A 22104-nucleotide genomic window follows, 5' to 3' on the forward strand; every position below is an offset into this window, starting at 1 on the left:
TCCTGCCCCGGCGCTTCCCGCAGGCAGTCCGGTTAGGCTCAAGGTCGTAGGACCTTGATCCGACAGGAGGCCGGGATGGCGGCGGTGCCGGGGCGCAGAAGCACTACCTTCACGCGGCTGCTGCGGCACGGGTTCACCGATTCGTCGGCCGCCGAGCGGCTCCTGGAGAGCGCCGAGCTGGCGCCCGTACGGTCCGACCCGGTGCTCCTCGACGCGCTGGGCGCGACCGCCGACCCGGATCTGGCGCTGCTCGGGCTGGTTCGGCTCGTCGAGGCGCAGGACGGCCACACGGACCGACGGGAACTGCTCGACACGCTGATCGCGTCGAAGCCGCTGCGCGACCGGCTGCTCGGGGTGCTCGGCGCCTCCGCCGCGCTCGCCGACCACCTCGCCCGCCACCCGCGCGACTGGCAGGCACTCGTGACGTACGAGCCGCGGGACCTGCACCCCGGGGTGGAGGAGTTCGAGCGGGGGCTGGCCGAGGCGTCCGACCCCGTCTCGCTGCGCGTTGCCTACCGGCGCTGCCTGCTGTCCATCGCCGCGCGCGATGTCTGCGGCACCATCGACCTCGCCCAGACCGCCGCCGAGCTCGCCGACCTCGCCACCGCGACCCTGCGCGCCGCGCTGGCCATCGCCAGGACCGCCGCGCCCGACGACGCCGCGCTGTGCCGACTCGCGGTTGTCGCGATGGGCAAGTGCGGGGGACATGAGCTGAATTACGTGTCCGACGTCGATGTGATCTTTGTGGGGGAGGCTGTGGACGGGGCTGACGAGCGCAAGGCTCTTCAGGCCGCCACCCGGCTGGCCTCACACATGATGCGGATCTGCTCCGAGACGACCGTCGAGGGCAGCATCTGGCCCGTCGACGCGAACCTGCGGCCCGAGGGGCGCAACGGCCCGCTCGTCCGGACGCTGAGCAGCCACCTCGCGTACTACCAGCGGTGGGCCAAGACCTGGGAGTTCCAGGCGCTGCTCAAGGCGCGGCCGGTGGCCGGGGACCTCGCACTCGGCGCGGAGTACGTCGACACGCTCGCGCCGCTCGTCTGGCACGCCGCCGAGCGGGAGAACTTCGTCGCCGATGTGCAGAAGATGCGGCGCAGGGTGGTGGAGAACATCCCCGTCGCAGAGGTCGAGCGTGAGCTGAAGCTCGGGCCGGGGGGACTGCGGGACGTCGAATTCGCCGTGCAGCTGCTCCAGTTGGTGCACGGGCGGGCCGATCTGTCACTCAGGAGCGGTACGACCCTGGACGCGCTGGCCGCGCTGGCCGCCGGCGGGTATGTGGGGCGTGCCGACGCCGTGCAACTCGACGACGCGTACCGGTTCCTGCGGGCCATGGAGCATCGCATTCAGCTCTACCGGCTGCGGCGGACCCATCTCGTGCCGGAGAGCGACGCCGACCAGCGGCGCCTGGGGCGCTCGCTCGGGATGCGCGCCGACCCGGTCGGCGAGCTGAACCGTGAGTGGAAGCGGTACGCGGCCGTCGTACGGCGACTGCACGAGAAGCTCTTCTACCGGCCGCTGCTCGACGCTGTTGCCCAACTCGCTCCCGGCGAGGCCCGGTTGAGCCCCGACGCGGCCCGGGAGCGGCTTGTCGCGCTCGGGTACCACGATCCGGCCGCGGCGTTGCGGCACCTGGAGGCGCTGGCGTCCGGGGTCTCGCGCAAGGCGGCGATCCAGCGGACGCTGCTGCCGGTGCTGCTCGGGTGGTTCGCCGACTCGGCCGACCCCGACGCGGGGCTGCTCAACTTCCGCAAGGTCTCGGACGCGTTGGGCAAGACCCCCTGGTATCTGCGACTGCTGCGGGACGAGGGAGCGGCGGCCGAGAACCTTGCGCGCGTGCTGTCCGCCGGGCGACTCGCTCCCGATCTGCTCATGCGCGCTCCGGAGGCGGTGGCGCTGCTCGGTGAGGGGGACGGTGGCGGGCTCGAACCGCGCGGCCGGGCGCACCTGGAGCAGGAGATCATCGCCGCGGTGGGGCGGGCCGAGAACGGTGAGCAGGCGGTCACGGCCGCGCGTGGCGTGCGGCGGCGGGAGTTGTTCCGTACGGCCGCGGCGGACATCATCGCCTCCTACGGCACCGAGGAGACGCCCGCCGTCGCAGACCAGGGCGCGCTCGTGGACCAGGTCGGCGGCGCGGTGTCCGACCTCAACGCGGCGACGCTCGCGGGAACATTGCGGGCCGTGGTGCGGGACGGTTGGGGCGACACGCTGCCCACCCGGTTCGCGGTGATCGGGATGGGGCGGTTCGGGGGCCACGAACTCGGTTACGGGTCCGACGCGGATGTGCTGTTCGTGCATGAGCCCCGGGACGGGGTGGACGAGCAGGAGGCGTCTCGGGCCGCCAACACCGTTGTTTCGGAGATGCGGCGGCTGCTTCAGGTTCCGAGTGCGGATCCGCCGTTGCTGATCGACGCGGATCTGCGGCCCGAGGGGAAGACCGGGCCGCTCGTGCGGACGCTCAACTCCTATGCGGCGTACTACCGGCGGTGGTCGCTGGTGTGGGAGTCGCATGCCTTGCTGCGGGCCGAAGTCGTCGCGGGGGACGAGGACTTGGGGCGGCGGTTCATCGAGCTGATCGATCCGTTGCGGTATCCGGCGGAGGGGTTGGGCGAGGACGCGGTGCGGGAGATTCGCCGACTGAAGGCGCGGATGGAGTCGGAGCGGCTGCCGCGCGGGGCCGATGCGACGCTGCACACCAAGCTGGGGCGGGGTGGGCTGTCCGACGTGGAGTGGACGGTGCAGTTGTTCCAGTTGCGGCACGGGTGGGAGGAGCCGGGGCTGCGGACGACGCGGACGCGGGAGGCGCTCGCCGCGGCCTGCGCTGCCGGGCTCGTCTCCGGCGAGGACGCGGCGATCCTCGACGAGGCGTGGGTGCTGGCGACTCGGGTGCGCAACGCGGTGATGCTGGTGCGGGGGCGGGCGGGGGACACGTTTCCGTCCGCCGGGCGTGAACTGGCCGCGGTGGGACGGTACTTGGGGTACGGGCCCGGACACGTGGGCGACATGCTCGATGACTATCGGCGTACCACTAGGCGGGCTCGGGCCCTGGTGGAGGAGTTGTTCTACGGGGCGTGAGCCCTCCGGGCGCGCGCGGTGTGGTGGGTGGTCGTGTCCGCCCTTTGTTGTCTGCGGGACATTGCCACCCCGGCCAGGACCACCGCCATGCCGGCGATCACCCGGGGGCCGATCCTCTCGTCCAGTACCAGTGCGCCCAGTGCGACGGATACGACGGGGAGCAGATAGCCGACCGTGGCTGCGCTGGTGGGGCCCTCGTCGGCGATCATGCGGTAGTTGAGGTAGAAGGTGAGGCCCGTGGCGAGGACGCCGAGGGCGACGACGGCGAGCAGGGCCGTGGCGTCGGGGTGGCTGGGGGCGGCCGTGGGAAGGGCCAGGGTGCTCCAGGCCGTGGCGGTGAGGAGTTGGGCGGCCGATACGGCGAGGGGCGCGCCGTGGGGGGTGAGGTGGCGGGCCATGTACGCGAAGGCGATCGCGTAGCTCGCCGCGGCGGCCAGGATGGCCAGGGAGCCCAGGCCGACCAGCCCCTCGCGCTGCCAGGGGGCGAAGATCAGCACGACGCCGGCGAAGCCCAGGAGCAGGCCGGTCAGCCGGAGCGGGTGGAACGCGCGGTCCGTGCCCAGGAGGGCGCCGAGAAGGAGGGACCACAACGGGGTGGTCGCGTTGAGGACGCCCGCGATGCCCGAGTCGACCGTCTGCTCGCCCACGGCGAAGAGGACGAAGGGGATGGCGTTGCAGAAGAGGGCCGCGACGGCGAGGTGGCCCCAGAGGCGGCGGGAGCGGGGGAGTCGCTGGCCCGCCGAGCGCGCCAGGAGCAGCAGGACCGCCGTGCCCAGGGCGCAGCGCGTGACCGTGATGTACGCGGGGGACAGACCGTGGTTCAGGGCCAGTTTGATCCAGAGGAAGCCCGAGCCCCACAGGAGTGCCAGCACGGCCATGCGGAGCGGGGCGGTGAGTGGATGCGGCATGCGTCTACGGTCCCGGGCGGCTGGTTTGAGGACAAGCGAAAGGTTTTGCATGCACTGTTAAGGTGAGCTACATGCTTGATGTGCGGCGTATGCAGGTGCTCAGGGCTGTGGTGAGCAGCGGGTCGGTGACGGCCGCCGCGGCGGATCTGGGGTACACGCCGTCCGCCGTCAGTCAGCAGATCGCCGTGCTGGAGAAGCAGGCGGGGACCGAGCTGCTGGAGCGGGTCGGGCGCGGGGTGCGGCCGACCGCCGCGGGGCTGCTGCTCACCGAGTACGCGGATGTCATCGGGCGGCAGGTCGCGGAGGCGGAGACCGCACTCGCGGATCTGCGGGCGGGGCGGACGGGACGGCTCGCGGTGCGGTACTTCGCCACGGCCGGGGCCTCGCTGGTGGCTCCCGCCCTCGCCCGGTTTCGCGGTGAGCATCCTGGTGTACGGGTCGAGCTGAAGCTGATCGATCCGGAGGATCCGCTGCCCGACGTCAAGGAGGGGCGGGCCGACCTCGCGCTCGTGGTGCGGTCCGGTGGTTCGGGCGGTTCGGGTCCCGAGGGCGTACGGCTGGTGCATCTGCTCGATGATCCGTACCGGGCCGTGCTGCCCAGGGGGCACCGGCTCGCGGGGAAGCGGGTGCTCGACCTCGCCGACCTCGCGGCCGAGCCGTGGGTAGGGAGCGAGTGGCCGGGGCCCTGCCTCGCCGCCCAGCTCGACGCCTGTGCGGCCGCCGGGTTCAGCCCCGACTTCGTGGTGCAGAGCGAGGACTACGTCACCGCTCAGGGGTTCGTGGCGGCGGGGCTCGGGGTGAGTCTGATCCCTTGGCTCGGACTGGGGGGACGGCATCCGGACGTCGTCATCCGGAAGGTGCGCGCGCCCGAGCCGGTGCGGGCCATTTACGCGGCGGTGCGGGCTACGGTCTCGCCCGGGCGTGCGTTGGACGGGCTGCTGGACGCGCTCCGGGAAGCTGCCCGGAAAGGCCCGCCTGGCCCAAGCTCGTAGCCGTTGCGGCGGATGCCGTCGGCGAGTCCGCCGCCGGGGACCTTCCTCGGAAACCGCCAACACTTCGGCCCAAAGTGTTGGCGGTTTCAGACACCCCTGCGGTGGCGGCGGCACCGCCGACCGGATACGCCAGGATCCATCCCCGTCGCTCAGGCCTGCGCGGGCAGCAAGGGCGCCCCGCGCGTCCCCGGTACCCAGCGCGGCAGCGCGTACGGCAGCGACCCGTACCAGAGCCGTGCCACCGTGAACCCGAAGGCCAGGCACAGCATGCCGCCCACCGCGTCCAGCCAGAAGTGGTTGGCCGTGGCGACGATGACGATCAAGGTGGCCGTCGGATAGAGGAGGCCGAGGATGCGGGCCCAGGGCGCCGAGGCCAGGGCGAAGATGGTCAGGCCGCACCACACGGACCAGCCGATGTGCATCGACGGCATCGCGGCGTACTGGTTCGACATGTGCTTCAGGTCGCCGGAGGCCATGGAACCCCAGGTCTGGTGGACGAGCACCGTGTCGACGAAGTCGCCGCCGTTCATCAGGCGGGGCGGGGCGAGCGGGAAGAAGTAGTAGCCGAGGAGCGCCACCACGGTGGTGGCGAAGAGGGAGAGACGGGTCGCCGCGTAGCGGCCGGGGTGGCTGCGGTACAGCCACACCAGAACCCCCAGCGTCACCACGAAGTGCAGCGTCGCGTAGTAGTAGTTCATGCCGACGATCAGCCATGTCACCGAGTTCACGGCGTGGTTGACCGACTCCTCGACGGCGATCCCCAGGTGGTGCTCCATGCGCCAGATCCAGTCGGCGTTGCGCAGCGCCTCGTGCTTCTGCTCCGGCACGGCGTTCCGGATCAGCGAGTACGTCCAGTAACTCACCGCGATGAGCAGGATCTCGAACCAGAAGCGGGGGCGACGCGGGGTCCGCAACCGGTGCAAAGGTCCTTTCCCCGCGGTTTCCTCCGCGACGGAGTGTGGAGCGGCCTGCTCTCGGCCTTCCAGTGTCGTCACGGTTGTCTCACCCATAGGCACAGAGTCTGCCAGAAAAGCCGTACCCGTCCGATCATCCCTTGGTCGGGTCCTGGTCGCATGTTCTACGCCGGGAGGAGTCCTACGAGGAACGTATCTGCTCCTCCTCAAGGACGATTCCGCTCCCCAGGGGCCGAAGCGGTCGAACCGCGCACCACCAGTTCAGGCATGAACACGAACTCGCTGTGCGGCGCCGGAGTTCCGCCGATCTCCTCCAGCAACGTCCGTACCGCGGCCTGCCCCATGGCGGGGACCGGCTTGCGGATGGTCGTGAGGGGCGGGTCGGTGAAGGCGATGAGCGGCGAATCGTCGAAGCCCACGACCGATATGTCCTTCGGAACATCCAGGCCGCGCTGCCGCGCCGCCCGTATCGCGCCCAGGGCCATCATGTCGCTCGCGCAGACGACTGCCGTGCAGTCACGGTCCATGAGGGCGGTGGCCGCGGCCTGACCGCCCTCCAGGGTGTACAGCGAGTGCTGGACCAGCCGTTCCTCGATGTCGGCGGGACCCAGGCCCAACTGCTCCTGCATCGTGCGGACGAAGCCCTCGATCTTGCGCTGCACGGGCACGAACCGCTTGGGACCCAGGGCGAGTCCGATATGGGTGTGCCCGAGCGAGACCAGGTGCGTGACGGCCAGGGCCATCGCCGCGCGGTCGTCCGGCGAGATGAACGGCGCCTGCACCTTCGGCGAGAAACCGTCGACCAGGACGAACGGGACGCCCTGGGCACGCAACTGCTCGTAGCGCTGCATGTCCGCCGAGGTGTCGGCGTGCAGGCCCGAGACAAAGATGATCCCGGCGACGCCCCGGTCCACCAGCATCTCCGTCAGCTCGTCCTCGGTGGAGCCGCCCGGGGTCTGGGTCGCGAGGACAGGCGTATAGCCCTGCCGCGTCAGCGCCTGGCCGATGACCTGCGCCAGGGCGGGGAATATCGGGTTCTCCAGCTCCGGCGTGATCAGGCCCACCAGGCCCTCGCTGCGCTGCCGCAGACGTACGGGGCGCTCGTAGCCCAGGACGTCGAGCGCGGCCAGGACGGTCTGGCGGGTGGTCGCGGCGACGCCCGGCTTCCCGTTCAGGACGCGGCTGACAGTCGCCTCACTGACCCCCGCCTGGGCTGCGATGTCGGCAAGCCGTGTGGTCACAGGATTGGACTGTACCGGCCGGGTCTCACCTTGCCCACCAACCAGACGCCGTGTGCGGGCGGTTGAACGGCCCGCTCCGGGCTGCTGCGTCATCGCGCTCCCTCGTGTAGTGGTCGGCTCGGCGTCCCGGGCGTGCGCCGCGGGAAGGGGTGGCTCCTGCAAGGCGCTGACGGAGCGATGATCCCCGTACCCGGCAGGTGTGGCAAGAGCTTGCAGAGTCTTGCACAGGGGGTCCCATGTCTGCTGAGCGGCCTTGTGCAAGGGTTCTGGGGCCGCTGGACAGAGGTCACGGGCACGTAACTCTCGGCAGTCCTTGCACTTTTTTGCTGCAAGGTCTTTCGTGGCGCTTACATCGCTGTTACGTTCACGTCGCCCGGCGGACGCAACGGCGCAGTCGGCAAGTCGGCAAGGGGAGCGGGCGGGACCGCTGCCTCAACCACTCGGGCTTTCACCCTCAAGGAGATCTCATGCGGCGTGGCATAGCGGCCACCGCGCTGGTGGCGTCCATCGCCCTCGCGGCGACGGCCTGCGGCGGCAGTGACAGCGGCAGCGACAAGTCGGACGGCCCCACCACCATCACCTGGTGGGACACCTCCAACGCCACCAATGAGGCGCCGACGTACCAGGCCTTGGTCAAGTCTTTCGAGAAGGCCAACCCCGACGTCAAGGTCAAGTACGTCAACGTCCCCTTCGACCAGGCGCAGAACAAGTTCGACACGGCCGCCGGTGCCAGCGGCGCCCCGGACGTCCTGCGCTCGGAGGTCGGCTGGACCCCGGCGTTCGCCAAAAAGGGCTACTTCCTGCCGCTGGACGGCACCGAGGCCCTCGCGGACGAGAGCAAGTTCCAGCCCAGCCTGATCGAGCAGGCCAAGTACGACGGCAAGACGTACGGTGTGCCGCTGGTCACCGACACGCTCGCGCTGGTCTACAACAAGGAGATCTTCGAGAAGGCCGGCGTCGAGGCCCCCACCACCTGGGCCGAGCTCAAGACCGCCGCCGCCGCGATCAAGAAGAAGACGGGCGTCGACGGCTACTGGGGCTCGACGCAGGCGTACTACGCGCAGTCCTTCCTCTACGGCGAGGACACCGACACCGTCGACGCCGACGCCAAGAAGATCACCGTCAAATCGGCCGCCGCGGTCAAGGGCTACGAGACCTGGGAAGGGCTGTTCGACGGCAGCGGCCTGCACAAGGCCGACACCACCGTCGACGCGTACGCCCACATCCAGGAGGCGTTCGTCAGCGGCAAGGTCGCCTCGATCATCCAGGGCCCGTGGGAGATCACGAACTTCTACAAGGGCTCGGCCTTCAAGGACAAGGCCAACCTCGGCATCGTCAGCGTCCCGGCCGGCTCCACCGGCAAGGCGGGCGCCCCGACCGGAGGCCACAACCTCTCCGTCTACGCGGGCTCGGACAAGGCCCACCAGGAAGCGTCGCTGAAGTTCCTGAAGTTCATGACCTCGGCGACGTCCCAGGAGACGATCGCCCTCAAGAACTCCACCCTGCCGACCCGCGACGACGCCTACACCGCCAAGGTCAAGGCCGACCCGGGCATCGCCGGCTACCAGACGGTGCTCGCCGCCGCCCAGCCGCGCCCGGCGCTGCCCGAGTACAGCTCGCTGTGGGGCCCGCTCGACACCGAGCTGAACAAGGTCGCCGCCGGCAACGAATCGCTGGACAAGGGCCTGAGCAACGCGGAAACCGCGATCGCCAAACTGGTCCCCGACTTCAGCAAGTGACCCCGTGTGGCCGCCGGATCTGCCTGAATTGGGGGGACAGATCCGGCGGCCATCGGCCTGCGTGCGCCCAACCCCTGATCTTCCAGAAGGTGTCGAACCATGACAGTCGTCATCGACCGCGCGACCGGTAAGCGCCGTGGTGACCGAGGGCCGCGCCCCGGGCCGCTCCAGCGTCTCAAGCACGGATACCAGAAGTACTGGTATGCGTACGCGATGATCACCCCGGTGGTCCTCGTGCTCGGCGTGCTGGTGCTCTATCCGCTGGTGCGGGGTATCTACCTCACGCTGACCAACGCCAACAGCCTCAACTCGGCCCGCCAGATCGGCGTCAACCACATCGACGCCACCTACGAGTTCGTCGGCCTCGACAACTACGCCGACATCCTGTGGGGACCGACCTCGTACGACCGCTTCTGGTCGCACTTCATCTGGACGATCGTGTGGACGGCCCTGTGCGTCCTGCTCCACTACGCCATCGGGCTCGGCCTCGCGCTGCTGCTCAACCAGAAGCTGCGCGGCCGCACCTTCTACCGGCTCATCCTGGTCCTGCCGTGGGCCGTACCCACCTTCGTCACCGTCTTCGGCTGGCGGTTCATGCTCGCCGACTCCGGCATCATCAACTCCGCCCTCGACGCGCTGCATCTGCCGTCGCCGCTGTGGCTGGAGGACTCCTTCTGGCAGCGCACATCCGCCATCATGGTCAACACCTGGTGCGGTGTGCCCTTCATGATGGTCTCGCTGCTCGGCGGTCTGCAGGCCATCGACTCGACCCTCTACGAGGCCTCCGAGATGGACGGTGCCAACGCCTGGCAGCGCTTCCGGCACGTGACGCTGCCGGGACTGCGGCCCGTCAGCTCCACCGTCGTACTCCTCGGCGTCATCTGGACCTTCAACCAGTTCGCCGTCATCTTCCTGCTCTTCGGAGACACCGCCCCCGACGCCCAGATCCTCGTCACCTGGGCCTACTACCTGGGCTTCGGCCAACAGCCGCGTGACTACGCGCAATCGGCCGCCTACGGCGTCCTGTTGCTGTCCATCCTGATCGTCTTCACCTCCGTCTACCGACGCTGGCTGGCCCGCAATGAGCAGCAGCTCGCGAACTGAGGCAGGAGCCCCCATGAGCACCACACTTAAGAGTTCCGCTCCGGCGGGTCGGGTCCCCACGGACGACGCCTTGCCGCCCCGCAAGTCGCGTCGGCGCGGAGAGAACAGCCTCGCCGGGTCGATCACCTCGCACGGCATCCTGATCGTCGCCAGCCTTGTCGCGCTCTTCCCGATCGCCTGGCTGGTCTATCTGTCCCTCGGCCCGGACAAGGACGACTATCTGCACCCCGGGCGCATCTTCGGCAAGATGACGCTCGACAACTACGCGTTCGTGCTTCAGCACACGCAGTTCTTCGACTGGCTGTGGAGCACGCTCGTCGTGTCGCTCGGCACCACCTTCATCGGTGTGCTGGTCGCCGCCACCACCGGCTACGCGGTCTCCCGCATGCGCTTCCCCGGCTACAAGAAGTTCATGTGGGTGCTGCTCGTCACCCAGATGTTCCCGGTCGCCGTACTGATGGTGCCGATGTACGAGATCCTTTCGGAACTCCAGCTCATCGACAACTACTTCGGCCTGATCCTCGTCTACTGCACGACCGCCGTGCCGTACTGCGCCTGGCTGCTCAAGGGCTACTTCGACACCATCCCCTTCGAGATCGACGAGGCGGGACGGGTCGACGGACTCAGCCCCTTCGGTACGTTCGCGCGGCTGATCCTGCCGCTCGCCAAGCCGGGCCTGGCGGTCGCCGGCTTCTACAGCTTCATCACCGCGTTCGGCGAGGTCGCCTTCGCCTCGACGTTCATGCTGTCCGACACGAAGTACACCTTCGCCGTCGGTCTGCAGAGCTTCGTCAGCGAGCACGACGCGCAGCGCAACCTGATGGCCGCCACCGCCGTGCTGGTCGCGATACCCGTCTCCGCGTTCTTCTACCTTGTGCAGAAGAACCTGGTGGCCGGCCTCACCGCGGGCGGCACCAAGGGCTGACGCCCGCCCAGAGACTCCCGCGCGACGCCGTCGCGCGGGTGGCGGCCGCGGTGACCATCCGACCCCGCTGTCACCGCGGCCGCCTCGTCCCGTTGTCTCCATACACGCCCATGACCCGAACTCATCCCCCACTCTCGGCTCCGCTCGACCGGGGGACCCCCATCGCATCAAGGACGCCATGAGCCAGCACTCCACCGACCAGGCCCCGACCTCCGCCCTCGCCACCGTCGCCGCACACCGCGACTGGTGGCGCGACGCGGTGATCTACCAGGTCTATCCGCGCAGCTTCGCCGACAGCAACGGTGACGGCATGGGCGACCTGGAGGGCGTACGTTCCAGACTTCCGTACCTGCGCGACCTCGGAGTGGACGCCGTGTGGCTGAGCCCCTTCTACGCCTCGCCGCAGGCCGACGCCGGCTACGACGTGGCGGACTACCGGGCCGTCGACCCCATGTTCGGCAACCTGCTGGACGCCGACGCCCTGATCCGCGACGCCCACGAGCTGAGCCTGCGGATCATCGTCGACCTCGTTCCCAACCACTCCTCCGACCAGCACGAGTGGTTCAAGCGAGCGCTCGCGGAGGGGACGGGTTCCCCCCTTCGCGAGCGCTACCACTTCCGGCCGGGCAAGGGCGAGAACGGCGAACTGCCGCCCAACGACTGGGAGTCCATCTTCGGCGGACCCGCCTGGACCCGGGTCACCGAGCCGGACGGTACCCCCGGTGAGTGGTACCTGCACCTCTTCGCGCCCGAGCAGCCCGACTTCAACTGGGAACACCCGGCCGTCGGCGACGAGTTCCGCTCCATCCTCAGGTTCTGGCTCGACATGGGCGTCGACGGCTTCCGCATCGACGTGGCGCACGGGCTGGTGAAGGCGGAGGGCCTGCCGGACCTGGGTTCCCACGAGCAGCTGAAGCTGCTGGGCAACGATGTCATGCCGTTCTTCGACCAGGACGGCGTGCACGACGTCTACCGGCAGTGGCGCACGATCCTCGACGAGTACTCGGGCGAGCGCATCTTCGTCGCCGAGGCGTGGACCCCGACCATCGAGCGCACCGCCAATTACGTGCGCCCCGACGAGCTGCACCAGGCGTTCAACTTCCAGTACCTGGGCACTCATTGGGACGCGACCGAGCTGCGCTCCTGTATCGACCGCACGCTGGACGCCATGCGCCCGGTCGGTGCCCCCGCCACCTGGGTGCTGTCCAACCACGACGTGACCCGGCACTCCACGCGCTTCGCCAACGAGCCCGGGCTCGGCACCCAGATCCGCACCGCGGGCGACCGCGAGCTGGGCCTGCGCCGGGCACGGGCCGCGACCCTGCTGATGCTGGCGCTGCCCGGCTCCGCGTACCTCTACCAGGGCGAGGAGCTCGGCCTGCCGGACGTCGTGGACCTGCCGGACGAGGTGCGCCAGGACCCGGCCTACTTCCGGGGCGCGGGCCAGGACGGCTTCCGCGACGGCTGCCGGGTGCCGATCCCGTGGACGCGCGAGGGCTCGTCGTACGGCTTCGGAAGCGGTGGCAGCTGGCTGCCGCAGCCCGCCGAGTGGGCCGAGCTGAGCATCGAGGCGCAGACCGGCGCGGAGGGCTCCACCCTGGAGCTGTACCGCGACGCGCTCGCCGTCCGGCGGGAGCGGCGCGACCTCGGCGCGGGCGACTCCGTCGAGTGGCTGGAGGCGCCCGAGGGCGTACTCGCCTTCCGCCGCGGCGAGTTCGTCTGCACCGCGAACACCGGCACCGAGGCGGTCACCTTCCCGGCGTACGGCCGTGTGCTGATCGCCAGCGGCGAGGTGACCCTCTCGGAGGACGGCGGCGAGGCGAAGCTGCCGGCGGATGTCACCGTGTGGTGGGCAGTCTGACACGCGGGTGGGCGGTGCCCTGGTTCACGGGGCACCGCCCATCTCCTCGTACGGCCTACCTCCAGGTGTCACTCACGCTGTAGCCCACCCCCGAACCCGTGCTGTAGGTCCGGTTGCTGCCCGACTCCCACGTCACGTTCCCGGACGCGTCCTTCTTGACGTACTTGTACTCGAACGACGTCGACTTGGGCACGATCGCGAGCCTGCCCCAGTACGGGTACGAGGCGGAGGAGAGCGGGATCGCGTCGGCGGTGTTCCAGGAGCCGAGTGACGGGATCGAGCCGACGACGTACACGTTGGTGCCGTAGTCGGTGGTGGCGTTCACTCCGAAGGTCACGTCCGTGGCGTTCGCGCTCGCCACGTTCCAGGAGGTGTTGACCTCAACGGCCGAAGTGCCCGTGTTGAGCGTCCTGTTGGCGTTGGACTCCCAGGTGACGTTCCCGGAGCTGTCCTTCTTGATGTACTTGTACTCGATGGCGCTGTTCTGCGGCACGGAGACGTCCGACTTCCAGACCGGGTAGCTGGACGACGAGAGCTTCACCGCGCTCGACGTGTTCCAGCTGCCCAGTGCCGAGACCGAGCCGACCACATACACATCGGTGCCGGAGGTCGTCGACGCGTACTCGTTGAAGGTCGCCGTGACCGTTCCGGTGCCCGGATCGGTGCTGCCACCATCGCAGTTGACGGTGCACACGTAGTCCGGGTCGTAGAAGGCGACCGCCCCCTTGGCGGGAACGGTGAGCGTGGCCGTGCCACTGGCGACCGTGACCGTCGTGGCGCCGCCGTCGATCACATTCGGGTAGGTGCCGTCGGCGAGACCGGTCGTGTACGTGTAGGTATTCGCGCCGGAGCTGTTGTTGATGGCGACGAACCCGGCGCCGCCCCGGCTGAAGCCGATCACATTGGACGCGGGGGACTGCCAGTTGGCGACGGAGTAGCCGGTCGCCGCGTTGTGCCAGCCGACCATGCCCGAGATCGCGGTGTCGCGGTCCAGGCAGTACCAGCCGCTGGAGCAGTCGGTGTCGGTGACGAAGCCGCCCGAGTTCGGAGGGGCCTCGTCGCTCTGGCTGAAGGTCCAGCCGGCATAGATCGACGGCGTGCCGTAGCCGCGTGCCAGCTGGAAGACGTTGGCGAGCACGGCTGTGGAGCCGTCCTTGTAGCTGAGCGAGTAGCCGTTGCGCTCGGTGTCATGGTTGGTGACGAAGGTGTTGGAGTTCGCCTCGGTGGCCAGCCCCCAACTGCTCCCGAAACTCGACAGGTTGGCGATGTCGCCCTGGAACTGCGACTTCACCTGGGAGGCGAAGGTGAAGTCGAGGACGTCACCGGTGCCGTAGTACTCGTCGAGCGAGGGCGGTGTGCCCGGGTAGATCTCCTGCGTGATGTACGGCGCCGAGCCCGCGGTCGTCGTATGCAGTCCGGCGACGATGGCGCTCATGTCGGCGGCCTCGATGTGCTTGGCCGCATCCACGCGGAAGCCGTCGACACCCAGGTCGATCTGCTGGTTGAGGAAGCCGATGATCTTCGTGCGGACGCCGCTCTCGGCGGTGTCCAGGTCGGGCAGGCCCAGGAGTTCGCAGTGCTGGACCTGGTAGCGGTTGGTCCAGTCCGTGATGGTCGTAGTGCAGTCGTCGCTGTCGGCCGGGTCGTAGTCCGGGGTGTCGTACTTGGTGGTGAGGACGGTGCCGTTGTAGCCGGTGCCGGTCTGGGCGGCGGTGTGGTTGATCACCGCGTCCGTGTAGACCTTGATGCCCGCGGCGTGGCAGGTGTCGACCATGGACTTGAACTGACTCGCCGTCCCGAAACGGCTGTTCAGGTTGTGCGCGTACGGCTGGTACACGTCCCACCAGTAGAAGTTGGACTGCTTGAGCGACTCGGCGGGCGGCGCCACCTGCACCGCTCCGTATCCGGCCGGGTCGAGCACGTCGGTGCACTCGGCGGCGACCGACTTCCAGTTCCACTCCCACAGGTTGGCGATCACATCCCCGTTGGGGATACCGGTGTCGGCCGCGGCGGCCTGCTGGGCGGGCAGCGCGGCCAGCCCGCCGACCGCCAGTGCGGCGGTCAGCAGCAGCCTGGTGATCCTTCTTCGTCTTAAGGCCATCATGGTGCGGCTCCTCTTCGGATCCGGCCGACTCGACCGGGACGCGCGGGGCGTTGGCACGTGTGGAGCGTGGGACCGCCGAAGCGCCCGCGTCAATACAGGAGTTGGAAGTTCTTTCGACATCTTGCTGAAACTTGCGTGCAAGAGATACGTTCCGATCCCCCCCCCACCCGCACAAGGAAGTGCAGGAGCACTCACATGGCAAGGAAAACGCTTGCCGCCACGCTCGCCCTCGCGGCGGGCCTGGCGGTCACGGTGGCCGTACCCCCAGGCACGGCGGCGGCCTCCCCGCCCGGAACCAAGGACGTCACCGCCGTCCTCTTCGAGTGGGACTTCGACTCCGTCGCGACGGAGTGCGCCAGCCGGCTCGGCCCCGCCGGGTACGGATTCGTCCAGGTCTCCCCGCCCGCCGAGCACATCCAGGGCTCGCAGTGGTGGACCTCGTACCAGCCGGTCAGCTACCAGATAGCCGGGCGGCTCGGCAACGCCACCGACTTCCAGGAGATGGTCACCGCCTGCCACAACGCGGGCGTGAAGGTCGTCGTCGACACGGTCATCAACCACATGTCGGCGGGCAGCGGTACAGGCACCGGCGGCTCCTCGTACACGAAGTACAACTACCCGGGCCTGTACTCCTCGTACGACTTCGACGACTGCACCGCGACCATCAGCGACTACACGAACCGCACCAACGTGCAGAACTGCGAGCTGGTCGGTCTCGCCGACCTGGACACGGGCGAGTCCTATGTCCGCTCCGCCATCGCCGGTTACATGAACACCCTGCTCGGCTACGGCGTCGACGGCTTCCGCATCGACGCGGCCAAGCACATGCCGGCGGCCGACCTCGCCAACATCAAGTCCCGGCTGAGCAATTCCAGCGTGTACTGGAAGCAGGAGGTCATCTACGGCTCGGGCGAGGCCGTCCAGCCGACCGAGTACACCGGCAACGGCGACGTCCAGGAGTTCCGGTACGCGTACGACCTCAAGCGGGTCTTCAACAACGAGAACCTCGCCTACCTGAGCAACTACGGCGAGGGCTGGGGCTATATGAGCAGCGGTGTCTCGGGTGTCTTCGTCGACAACCACGACACCGAGCGCAACGGGTCGACCCTGAACTACAAGGACGGCGCGAACTACACGCTCGCGAACGTCTTCATGCTCGCCTGGCCGTACGGCGCGCCCGACATCAACTCGGGCTACGAGTTCTCCTCCACCGACGCCGGACCGCCCAACGACGGTACGGTCAACGCCTGTTGGCAGGACGGCTGGAAGTGCCAGCACGCCTGGCCGGAGATCCAGTCGATGGTCGCCTTCCGCAACACCACCCGCGGTGAGTCGGTCACCAACTGGTGGGACAACGGCGCCGACGCCATCGCGTTCGGCCGCGGCTCCAAGGGCTACGTGGCCATCAACCACGAGTCGTCCTCGCTGACCCGCACCTACCAGACCTCCCTTGCGGCGGGCACGTACTGCAACGTCCAGAGCAACACGACCGTCACGGTGAACAGTTCGGGCCAGTTCACGGCGACGCTCGGCACGAACACGGCGCTGGCGATCTACTCGGGCAAGTCCAGCTGCTGAGTGATGGCAGAAGAGGGCCCGTTCACCGATCACCTGGTGAACGGGCCCTCGGTCTGTCGGGCCCTCCCTCCGGACCGGATGTGAAAGTTCTTGCCATCGGTTTCAAGTCTCTTGCTGTAAACCTTTCGTAAGCGATACGGTCACGCCGGCGCCCGGCAACGAAGCCGAGCCGCGGCGTGGGGTCGGACCCGAATGAGCCGTAATCGCAAGGAGTTTCCGCCTGTGATACCGAGATGGCCGGCGCCCTGGGCGCACCGCACCCCCCATCACACCGCGTGGCGCGGACGGATTGCGGCTGTCGCCGTGGCCGCCCTCGCCGCAGCACTCGTCCAGCCCGTCGCGGCCCGCGCCGCCACCCCGCCCGCGCCCCCGTCCGATGCGGCCCTGGCCAAGACGGCCGCCCGCAATGACGCGACCCGCGAGCAGTTCTACTTCGTCCTCCCGGACCGCTTCGCCAACGGCGACACCTCCAACGACGAGGGCGGTCTGACCGGTTCGCGTCTGTCGACCGGCTACGACCCCACCGACAAGGGCTTCTACCAGGGCGGCGACCTCAAGGGCCTGACGAAGAAGCTCGACTACATCAAGGATCTCGGCACCACCGCCATCTGGATGGCGCCGATCTTCAAGAACCAGCCCGTGCAGGGCACCGGCGACAATGCCTCGGCCGGCTACCACGGCTACTGGATCACCGACTTCACCCAGGTCGACCCGCACTTCGGCACCAACAAGGACCTGGAGACGCTGATCTCCAAGGCCCACTCCAAGGGCATGAAGGTCTTCTTCGACGTCATCACCAACCACACCGCCGACGTCGTCGACTACGAGGAGAAGTCCTACGGCTACCTCTCCAAGGGCGCCTTCCCGTATCTGACGGAGGACGGCGAGCCCTTCGATGACGCGGACTATGCGGACGGTTCGCAGGACTTCCCCGAGGTCGACGCCGACTCCTTCCCGCGCACGCCGACCGTGACCGCCGCGAAGCAGAACACCAAGGTCCCGTCCTGGCTCAATGACACGACGATGTACCACAACCGCGGCGACTCCACCTTCGCCGGGGAAAGCTCCGAGAACGGCGACTTCTCCGGCCTCGACGACCTGTGGACCGAGCGTCCCGAGGTCGTCAGCGGCATGGAGAAGATCTACGAGAAGTGGGTCAGGGACTTCGACATCGACGGCTTCCGGATCGACACCGTGAAGCACGTCAACATGGAGTTCTGGACGCAGTGGGCCACCGCCCTCGACGCGTACGCGAAGAAGCAGGGCAGAGACGACTTCTTCATGTTCGGCGAGGTGTACTCCGCCGACACGTCGATCACTTCGCCGTACGTCACCCAGGGCCGCCTCGACTCCACACTCGACTTCCCCTTCCAGGAAGCGGCCCGGCAGTACGCCTCCCAGGGCGGCAGCGCGCAGAAGCTGGCCTCGGTCTTCGGCGACGACTACAAGTACACGACGGACAAGGCCAACGCGTACGAGCAGGTCACCTTCCTCGGCAACCACGACATGGGCCGCATCGGGTACTTCCTGAACCAGGACAACCCGAACGCGACCGACGCCGAGCTGTTGAAGAAGGACAAGCTCGCGAATGAGCTGATGTTCCTCAGCCGCGGCAACCCGGTCGTCTACTACGGCGACGAGCAGGGCTTCACCGGCGCGGGCGGCGACAAGGACGCCCGCCAGACGATGTTCGCCTCCAAGACCGCCGACTACCTCGACGACGACGAACTCGGCACCGACCGCACCCACGCGAGCGACGCCTACGACACGAGTGCACCGCTCTACCAGCAGATCAGTGCTCTCGCGAAGCTCCGCAAGGACAACCCCGCCCTCGCGGACGGCGTCCAGACGGAGCGGTACGCCGCCGACGGCGCCGGTGTCTACGCCTTCTCCCGTACGGACGCGAAGACCGGCACCGAGTACGTCGTCGCGGTGAACAACGCCGGCGAGGCGAAGACGGCGAGCTTTGCGACGGGTTCGGCGGACATGAGGTTCCGCGGGATCTACGGCACCCAGGACACCGTCACCAGCGGCACCGACAGCAAGATCACCGTCACCGTCCCGGCCGGTTCCTCCGTCGTCCTCAAGGCGGCGGGCAAGCTCGGCGCACCCGCCTCGAAGCCGACGCTCACCCTGAAGGCACCGGACGCGGGTGCCACCGGCACCGTGGAGCTCTCCGCCGACGTCGACGGCGGTCAGCTGAACCGCGTCGTCTTCGCCGCGCAGGTCGGCAACGGCAAGTGGCAGACGCTCGGCTCCGCCGACCACGCCCCGTACAAGGTCACCCAGGCCATCGCCAAGGACGTACCGGCCGGAACCACCTTGCGCTACAAGGCAGTTGTCATCGACTCGGCCGGACGCACATCGAGCGCCACGGCCACCTCGGTCACGGGCACCCCGCCCGTTGAGGAAGTCCCGACAGCCTCCTCGCGCGACTACGCGATCGTCCACTACAAGCGCACCGACGGTGACTACACCGACTGGCGGCTCTACGCTTGGGGCGACCTCGCCGACGGCGAGTCGACGACCTGGCCCGAGGGCCACGACTTCATCGGCCGCGACGCCTACGGGGCCTTCGCGTACGTCAAGTTGAAGCCGGGCGCCTCCAGCGTCGGCTATCTCGTGATCGACAAGGACGGCAACAAGGACGTCTCCGCCGACCGCACGATCGACGTCACGAAGACGGGCGAGATCTGGGTCGAGCAGGGCAAGGAGGCCGTCCTCACCGAGAAGCCCGACTACCCCGCGCAGGACAAGACGAAGGCGGTCCTGCACTACCACCGCGCCGACGGGAACTACGACGGCTGGGGACTGCACGTCTGGACGGGCGCCGCGACGGGCACGGACTGGTCGAAGCCCCTGGAGCCGGTGGACACTGACGCCTATGGCGCTGTGTACGAGGTGCCGCTCGCCGAGGGTGCCACCAGCCTCAGTTACATCCTCCACAAGGGCGACGAGAAGGACCTCCCCACCGACCAGTCGCTCGACCTCTCGGCGAACGGCCACGAGGTGTGGCTGGTGAACGGCCAGGAGAAATACCTGCTCCCGCAGCCGGCGGGCAGTGCGGCCGCGCTCGACCTGACCACGTCCAAGGCGGTCTGGATCGACCGGAACACGGTCGCCTGGAACGGCTCAGAGGCGGCCGTGTCCACGCAGCTGCTCTCCTCGCGCGACGGCTCGATCGCGGTGAAGGACGGCGCCCTGACCGGGGACGCCCAGTGGCTCCGCCTGTCCAAGTCCGCCCTCACCGACGCCCAGAAGGAGAAGTTCCCGCACCTGAAGTCGTACACCGCCTGGACCGTCGACCCGCGCGACCGCGACCGGGTGCGTGAAGCACTGAGCGGCCAGGTCGTCGCCTCGCAACGCGCCGTGAACGGAGCCGTGCTCGCGGCGACGGGCGTGCAGATCGCCGGCGTACTCGACGATCTGTACGACGCGACGAAGGCGGACCTCGGCCCGACCTTCCGCAACGGCCTTCCCACGCTGGCCGTTTGGGCGCCCACCGCGCAGAGCGTGTCGTTGGACCTCGACGGCTCCGCCGTCAGGATGAAGCGGAACGACACCACCGGCGTCTGGTCCGTCACCGGCAAGAAGTCCTGGGCGAACAAGCCCTACCGCTACGTCGTCAAGGTGTGGGCGCCGACCGTCCAGAAGGTCGTCACCAACACGGTCACCGACCCGTACTCGGTGGCCCTGACCGCCGACTCCGAGAGCAGCCTCGTCGTCGACCTGGACGCCAAGTCCCTTGCACCGAGCGGCTGGTCGACCCTCAAGAAGCCCGCGGCGGTGGCGCTGAAGGACGCCCAGATCCAGGAGCTGCACATCCGGGACTTCTCGGTGGCGGACACCACGGCCGAGAACCCGGGCACCTACCTCGCCTTCGCCGACAAGGACAGCGACGGCTCGAAGCACCTACAGGAACTGGCCAAGTCCGGCACCTCGTACGTGCACCTGCTGCCCGCGTTCGACATCGCCACCATCCCCGAGAAGAAGTCCGACCAGGCGACCGCCGACTGCGACCTGGCCTCCTACGCGGCCGACTCCGACAAGCAGCAGGAGTGCGTGGCGAAGATCGCCGCGAAGGACGCCTACAACTGGGGCTACGACCCGTACCACTACACGGTTCCGGAAGGTTCGTACGCGACGGACCCGGACGGCACGGACCGTACGGTCGAGTTCCGACAGATGGTCAAGTCGCTGAACGAGGACGGCCTGCGGGTAGTCATGGACGTGGTCTACAACCACACCGCCGCGAGCGGCCAGGCCGACACGAGCGTGCTCGACAAGGTCGTCCCCGGCTACTACCAGCGGCTCCTCGCCGACGGCAGTGTCGCCAACTCCACCTGCTGCGCCAACACGGCGACCGAGAACGCCATGATGGGCAAACTGGTGGTGGACTCGCTCGTCACCTGGGCCAAGGAGTACAAGGTCGACGGCTTCCGCTTCGACCTCATGGGGCACCACCCCAAGGCCAACATCCTCGCGGTCAGGAAGGCCCTCGACGCGCTCACCCTCGCCAAGGACGGCGTCGACGGGAAGAAGATCATCCTGTACGGCGAGGGCTGGAACTTCGGCGAGGTCGCCGACGATGCCCGCTTCACACAGGCCACGCAGAAGAACATGGCGGGGACGGGCATCGCGACCTTCTCCGACCGCGCGCGTGACGCCGTACGCGGCGGCGGCCCCTTCGACGAGGACCCCGGCGTCCAGGGCTTCGCGTCCGGTCTCTACACCGACCCCAACTCCTCGACCAGCAACGGCACTTCGGCCGAGCAGAAGGCCCGCCTGCTGCACTACCAGGACCTCATCAAGGTCGGGCTCAGCGGCAATCTCGCCAAATACAGCTTCACCGACACCAGCGGCAAGGAGGTCAAGGGCTCCGAGGTCGACTACAACGGCCAGGCCGCCGGATACGCGGACGCGCCCGGTGACGCCCTCGCGTACGCCGACGCGCACGACAACGAGTCCCTGTTCGACGCCCTCACCTACAAGCTGCCCGCCGCGACGAGCGCGAGCGACCGGGCCCGTATGCAGGTCCTGGCCATGGCGACGGCCACCCTCTCGCAGGGCCCGTCCCTCTCCCAGGCCGGCTCCGACCTGCTGCGCTCCAAGTCCCTGGACCGCAACTCGTACGACAGCGGAGACTGGTTCAACGCCATCCACTGGGACTGCCGGGACGGCAACGGCTTCGGCCGCGGGCTGCCACCGGCGGCCGACAACGCGTCCAAGTGGCCCTATGCCGCACCTCTGTTGAGCTCGGTGAAGGTCGGCTGCGAGCAGATCGAGGGCAGCTCGGCCGCGTACCAGGACCTGCAGAGGATCCGTACGACCGAGAGCGTCTTCTCGCTCTCCACGGCCGACCAGGTGCAGTCCGAGCTCTCCTTCCCGCTGTCCGGAAAGGACGAGACACCCGGAGTGATCACGATGGAGCTCGGCGACCTCGTCGTCGTCTTCAACGCGACGCCCGAGCGGCAGAAGCAGTCCGTGAGCGACCTGGCCGGGACGGCGTACGCCCTCCACCCGGTACAGGCGGCGGGCGCGGACCCCGTCGTCAAGTCCTCGTCGTACGAGGCGACATCGGGCACCTTCGCCGTTCCGGCCCGCAGCGTCGCGGTGTTCTCCCGGGCGGCGCGGTAGCGGGTTAACGTGGTGGGGCGGGCCCG

Annotated in this window: 12 protein-coding genes; 8 read left to right on the forward strand and 4 right to left on the reverse strand. The window is 68.6% G+C overall.

Translation table 11 applies throughout. The features are described from left to right. The first annotated feature begins 75 nt into the window (after positions 1-75). A complete protein-coding gene (locus tag ACX28W_RS07880; protein WP_458998221.1) occupies positions 76-3075 on the forward strand; it encodes a bifunctional [glutamine synthetase] adenylyltransferase/[glutamine synthetase]-adenylyl-L-tyrosine phosphorylase in 3000 nt (999 codons plus the stop codon). Here the strand turns inward: ACX28W_RS07880 and ACX28W_RS07885 are convergent. After that, complete coding sequence (locus ACX28W_RS07885) at positions 3063-3983, reverse strand: DMT family transporter (protein ID WP_458998030.1); 921 nt, start codon at positions 3981-3983, stop codon at positions 3063-3065. The two genes, ACX28W_RS07880 and ACX28W_RS07885, sit on opposite strands and share 13 nt — an antisense overlap. A 71-nt stretch (positions 3984-4054) precedes the next feature. On the opposite strand from ACX28W_RS07885, the gene ACX28W_RS07890 reads away from it, so the two are divergent. Beyond that, positions 4055-4975 carry a LysR family transcriptional regulator gene (locus tag ACX28W_RS07890; RefSeq protein ID WP_458998031.1) on the forward strand — a complete coding sequence of 307 codons (921 nt, stop codon included), beginning with the start codon at positions 4055-4057 and terminating at the stop codon, positions 4973-4975. 149 nt (positions 4976-5124) lie between these two features. Here the strand turns inward: ACX28W_RS07890 and ACX28W_RS07895 are convergent, their stop codons facing one another. Then, positions 5125-5985: a phosphatase PAP2 family protein gene (locus ACX28W_RS07895; protein WP_458998032.1), complete on the reverse strand. Its 861-nt coding sequence runs from the start codon at positions 5983-5985 to the stop codon at positions 5125-5127. A 110-nt stretch (positions 5986-6095) separates the two neighbouring features. Further along, entirely contained in the window at positions 6096-7130 is a 1035-nt protein-coding gene (locus tag ACX28W_RS07900; RefSeq protein WP_362081645.1) for a LacI family DNA-binding transcriptional regulator, read from the reverse strand. 467 nt (positions 7131-7597) lie between these two features. Between ACX28W_RS07900 and ACX28W_RS07905 the strand changes: the two genes are divergently transcribed. From ACX28W_RS07905 to ACX28W_RS07920, 4 genes are all read left to right on the forward strand, one after another. Continuing rightward, entirely contained in the window at positions 7598-8869 is a 1272-nt protein-coding gene (locus ACX28W_RS07905) for an extracellular solute-binding protein (protein WP_458998033.1), read from the forward strand. Between the two features lie 99 nt (positions 8870-8968). Then, positions 8969-9973 (forward strand): carbohydrate ABC transporter permease, encoded by a 1005-nt coding sequence (locus ACX28W_RS07910; RefSeq protein ID WP_458998034.1) that lies wholly within the window; start codon positions 8969-8971, stop codon positions 9971-9973. 13 nt (positions 9974-9986) lie between these two features. Continuing rightward, complete coding sequence (locus ACX28W_RS07915) at positions 9987-10898, forward strand: sugar ABC transporter permease (protein WP_458998035.1); 912 nt, start codon at positions 9987-9989, stop codon at positions 10896-10898. A 178-nt stretch (positions 10899-11076) separates the two neighbouring features. After that, positions 11077-12759 (forward strand): glycoside hydrolase family 13 protein, encoded by a 1683-nt coding sequence (locus ACX28W_RS07920; protein ID WP_458998036.1) that lies wholly within the window; start codon positions 11077-11079, stop codon positions 12757-12759. A 55-nt stretch (positions 12760-12814) separates the two neighbouring features. Here ACX28W_RS07920 and ACX28W_RS07925 read toward each other — a convergent pair whose 3' ends face one another. Next, positions 12815-14863 carry a carbohydrate-binding module family 20 domain-containing protein gene (locus ACX28W_RS07925; protein ID WP_458998037.1) on the reverse strand — a complete coding sequence of 683 codons (2049 nt, stop codon included), beginning with the start codon at positions 14861-14863 and terminating at the stop codon, positions 12815-12817. Between the two features lie 195 nt (positions 14864-15058). Between ACX28W_RS07925 and ACX28W_RS07930 the strand changes: the two genes are divergently transcribed. Both ACX28W_RS07930 and pulA read left to right on the forward strand, forming a co-directional pair. Next, on the forward strand, positions 15059-16441 hold the full coding sequence (locus ACX28W_RS07930) for an alpha-amylase (RefSeq protein WP_458998038.1): 1383 nt from the start codon (positions 15059-15061) through the stop codon (positions 16439-16441). A 222-nt stretch (positions 16442-16663) separates the two neighbouring features. Then, entirely contained in the window at positions 16664-22078 is a 5415-nt protein-coding gene (gene pulA, locus ACX28W_RS07935; protein WP_458998039.1) for a pullulanase-type alpha-1,6-glucosidase, read from the forward strand. The last annotated feature ends 26 nt before the right edge of the window (positions 22079-22104 follow it).

Source organism: Streptomyces sp. SD15, assembly GCF_054462255.1.

Bases quoted from the DNA above. Each gene is read 5' to 3' on its own strand.
- ACX28W_RS07885 (WP_458998030.1), bottom strand. From the start codon at position 3,983: ATGCCGCATCCACTCACCGCCCCGCTCCGCATGGCCGTGCTGGCACTC.
- ACX28W_RS07925 (WP_458998037.1), bottom strand. From the start codon at position 14,863: ATGATGGCCTTAAGACGAAGAAGGATCACCAGGCTGCTGCTGACCGCC.
- ACX28W_RS07880 (WP_458998221.1), top strand. From the start codon at position 76: ATGGCGGCGGTGCCGGGGCGCAGAAGCACTACCTTCACGCGGCTGCTG.
- ACX28W_RS07905 (WP_458998033.1), top strand. From the start codon at position 7,598: ATGCGGCGTGGCATAGCGGCCACCGCGCTGGTGGCGTCCATCGCCCTC.
- ACX28W_RS07930 (WP_458998038.1), top strand. From the start codon at position 15,059: ATGGCAAGGAAAACGCTTGCCGCCACGCTCGCCCTCGCGGCGGGCCTG.
- ACX28W_RS07915 (WP_458998035.1), top strand. From the start codon at position 9,987: ATGAGCACCACACTTAAGAGTTCCGCTCCGGCGGGTCGGGTCCCCACG.
- ACX28W_RS07890 (WP_458998031.1), top strand. From the start codon at position 4,055: ATGCTTGATGTGCGGCGTATGCAGGTGCTCAGGGCTGTGGTGAGCAGC.
- ACX28W_RS07910 (WP_458998034.1), top strand. From the start codon at position 8,969: ATGACAGTCGTCATCGACCGCGCGACCGGTAAGCGCCGTGGTGACCGA.
- ACX28W_RS07895 (WP_458998032.1), bottom strand. From the start codon at position 5,985: ATGGGTGAGACAACCGTGACGACACTGGAAGGCCGAGAGCAGGCCGCT.
- ACX28W_RS07920 (WP_458998036.1), top strand. From the start codon at position 11,077: ATGAGCCAGCACTCCACCGACCAGGCCCCGACCTCCGCCCTCGCCACC.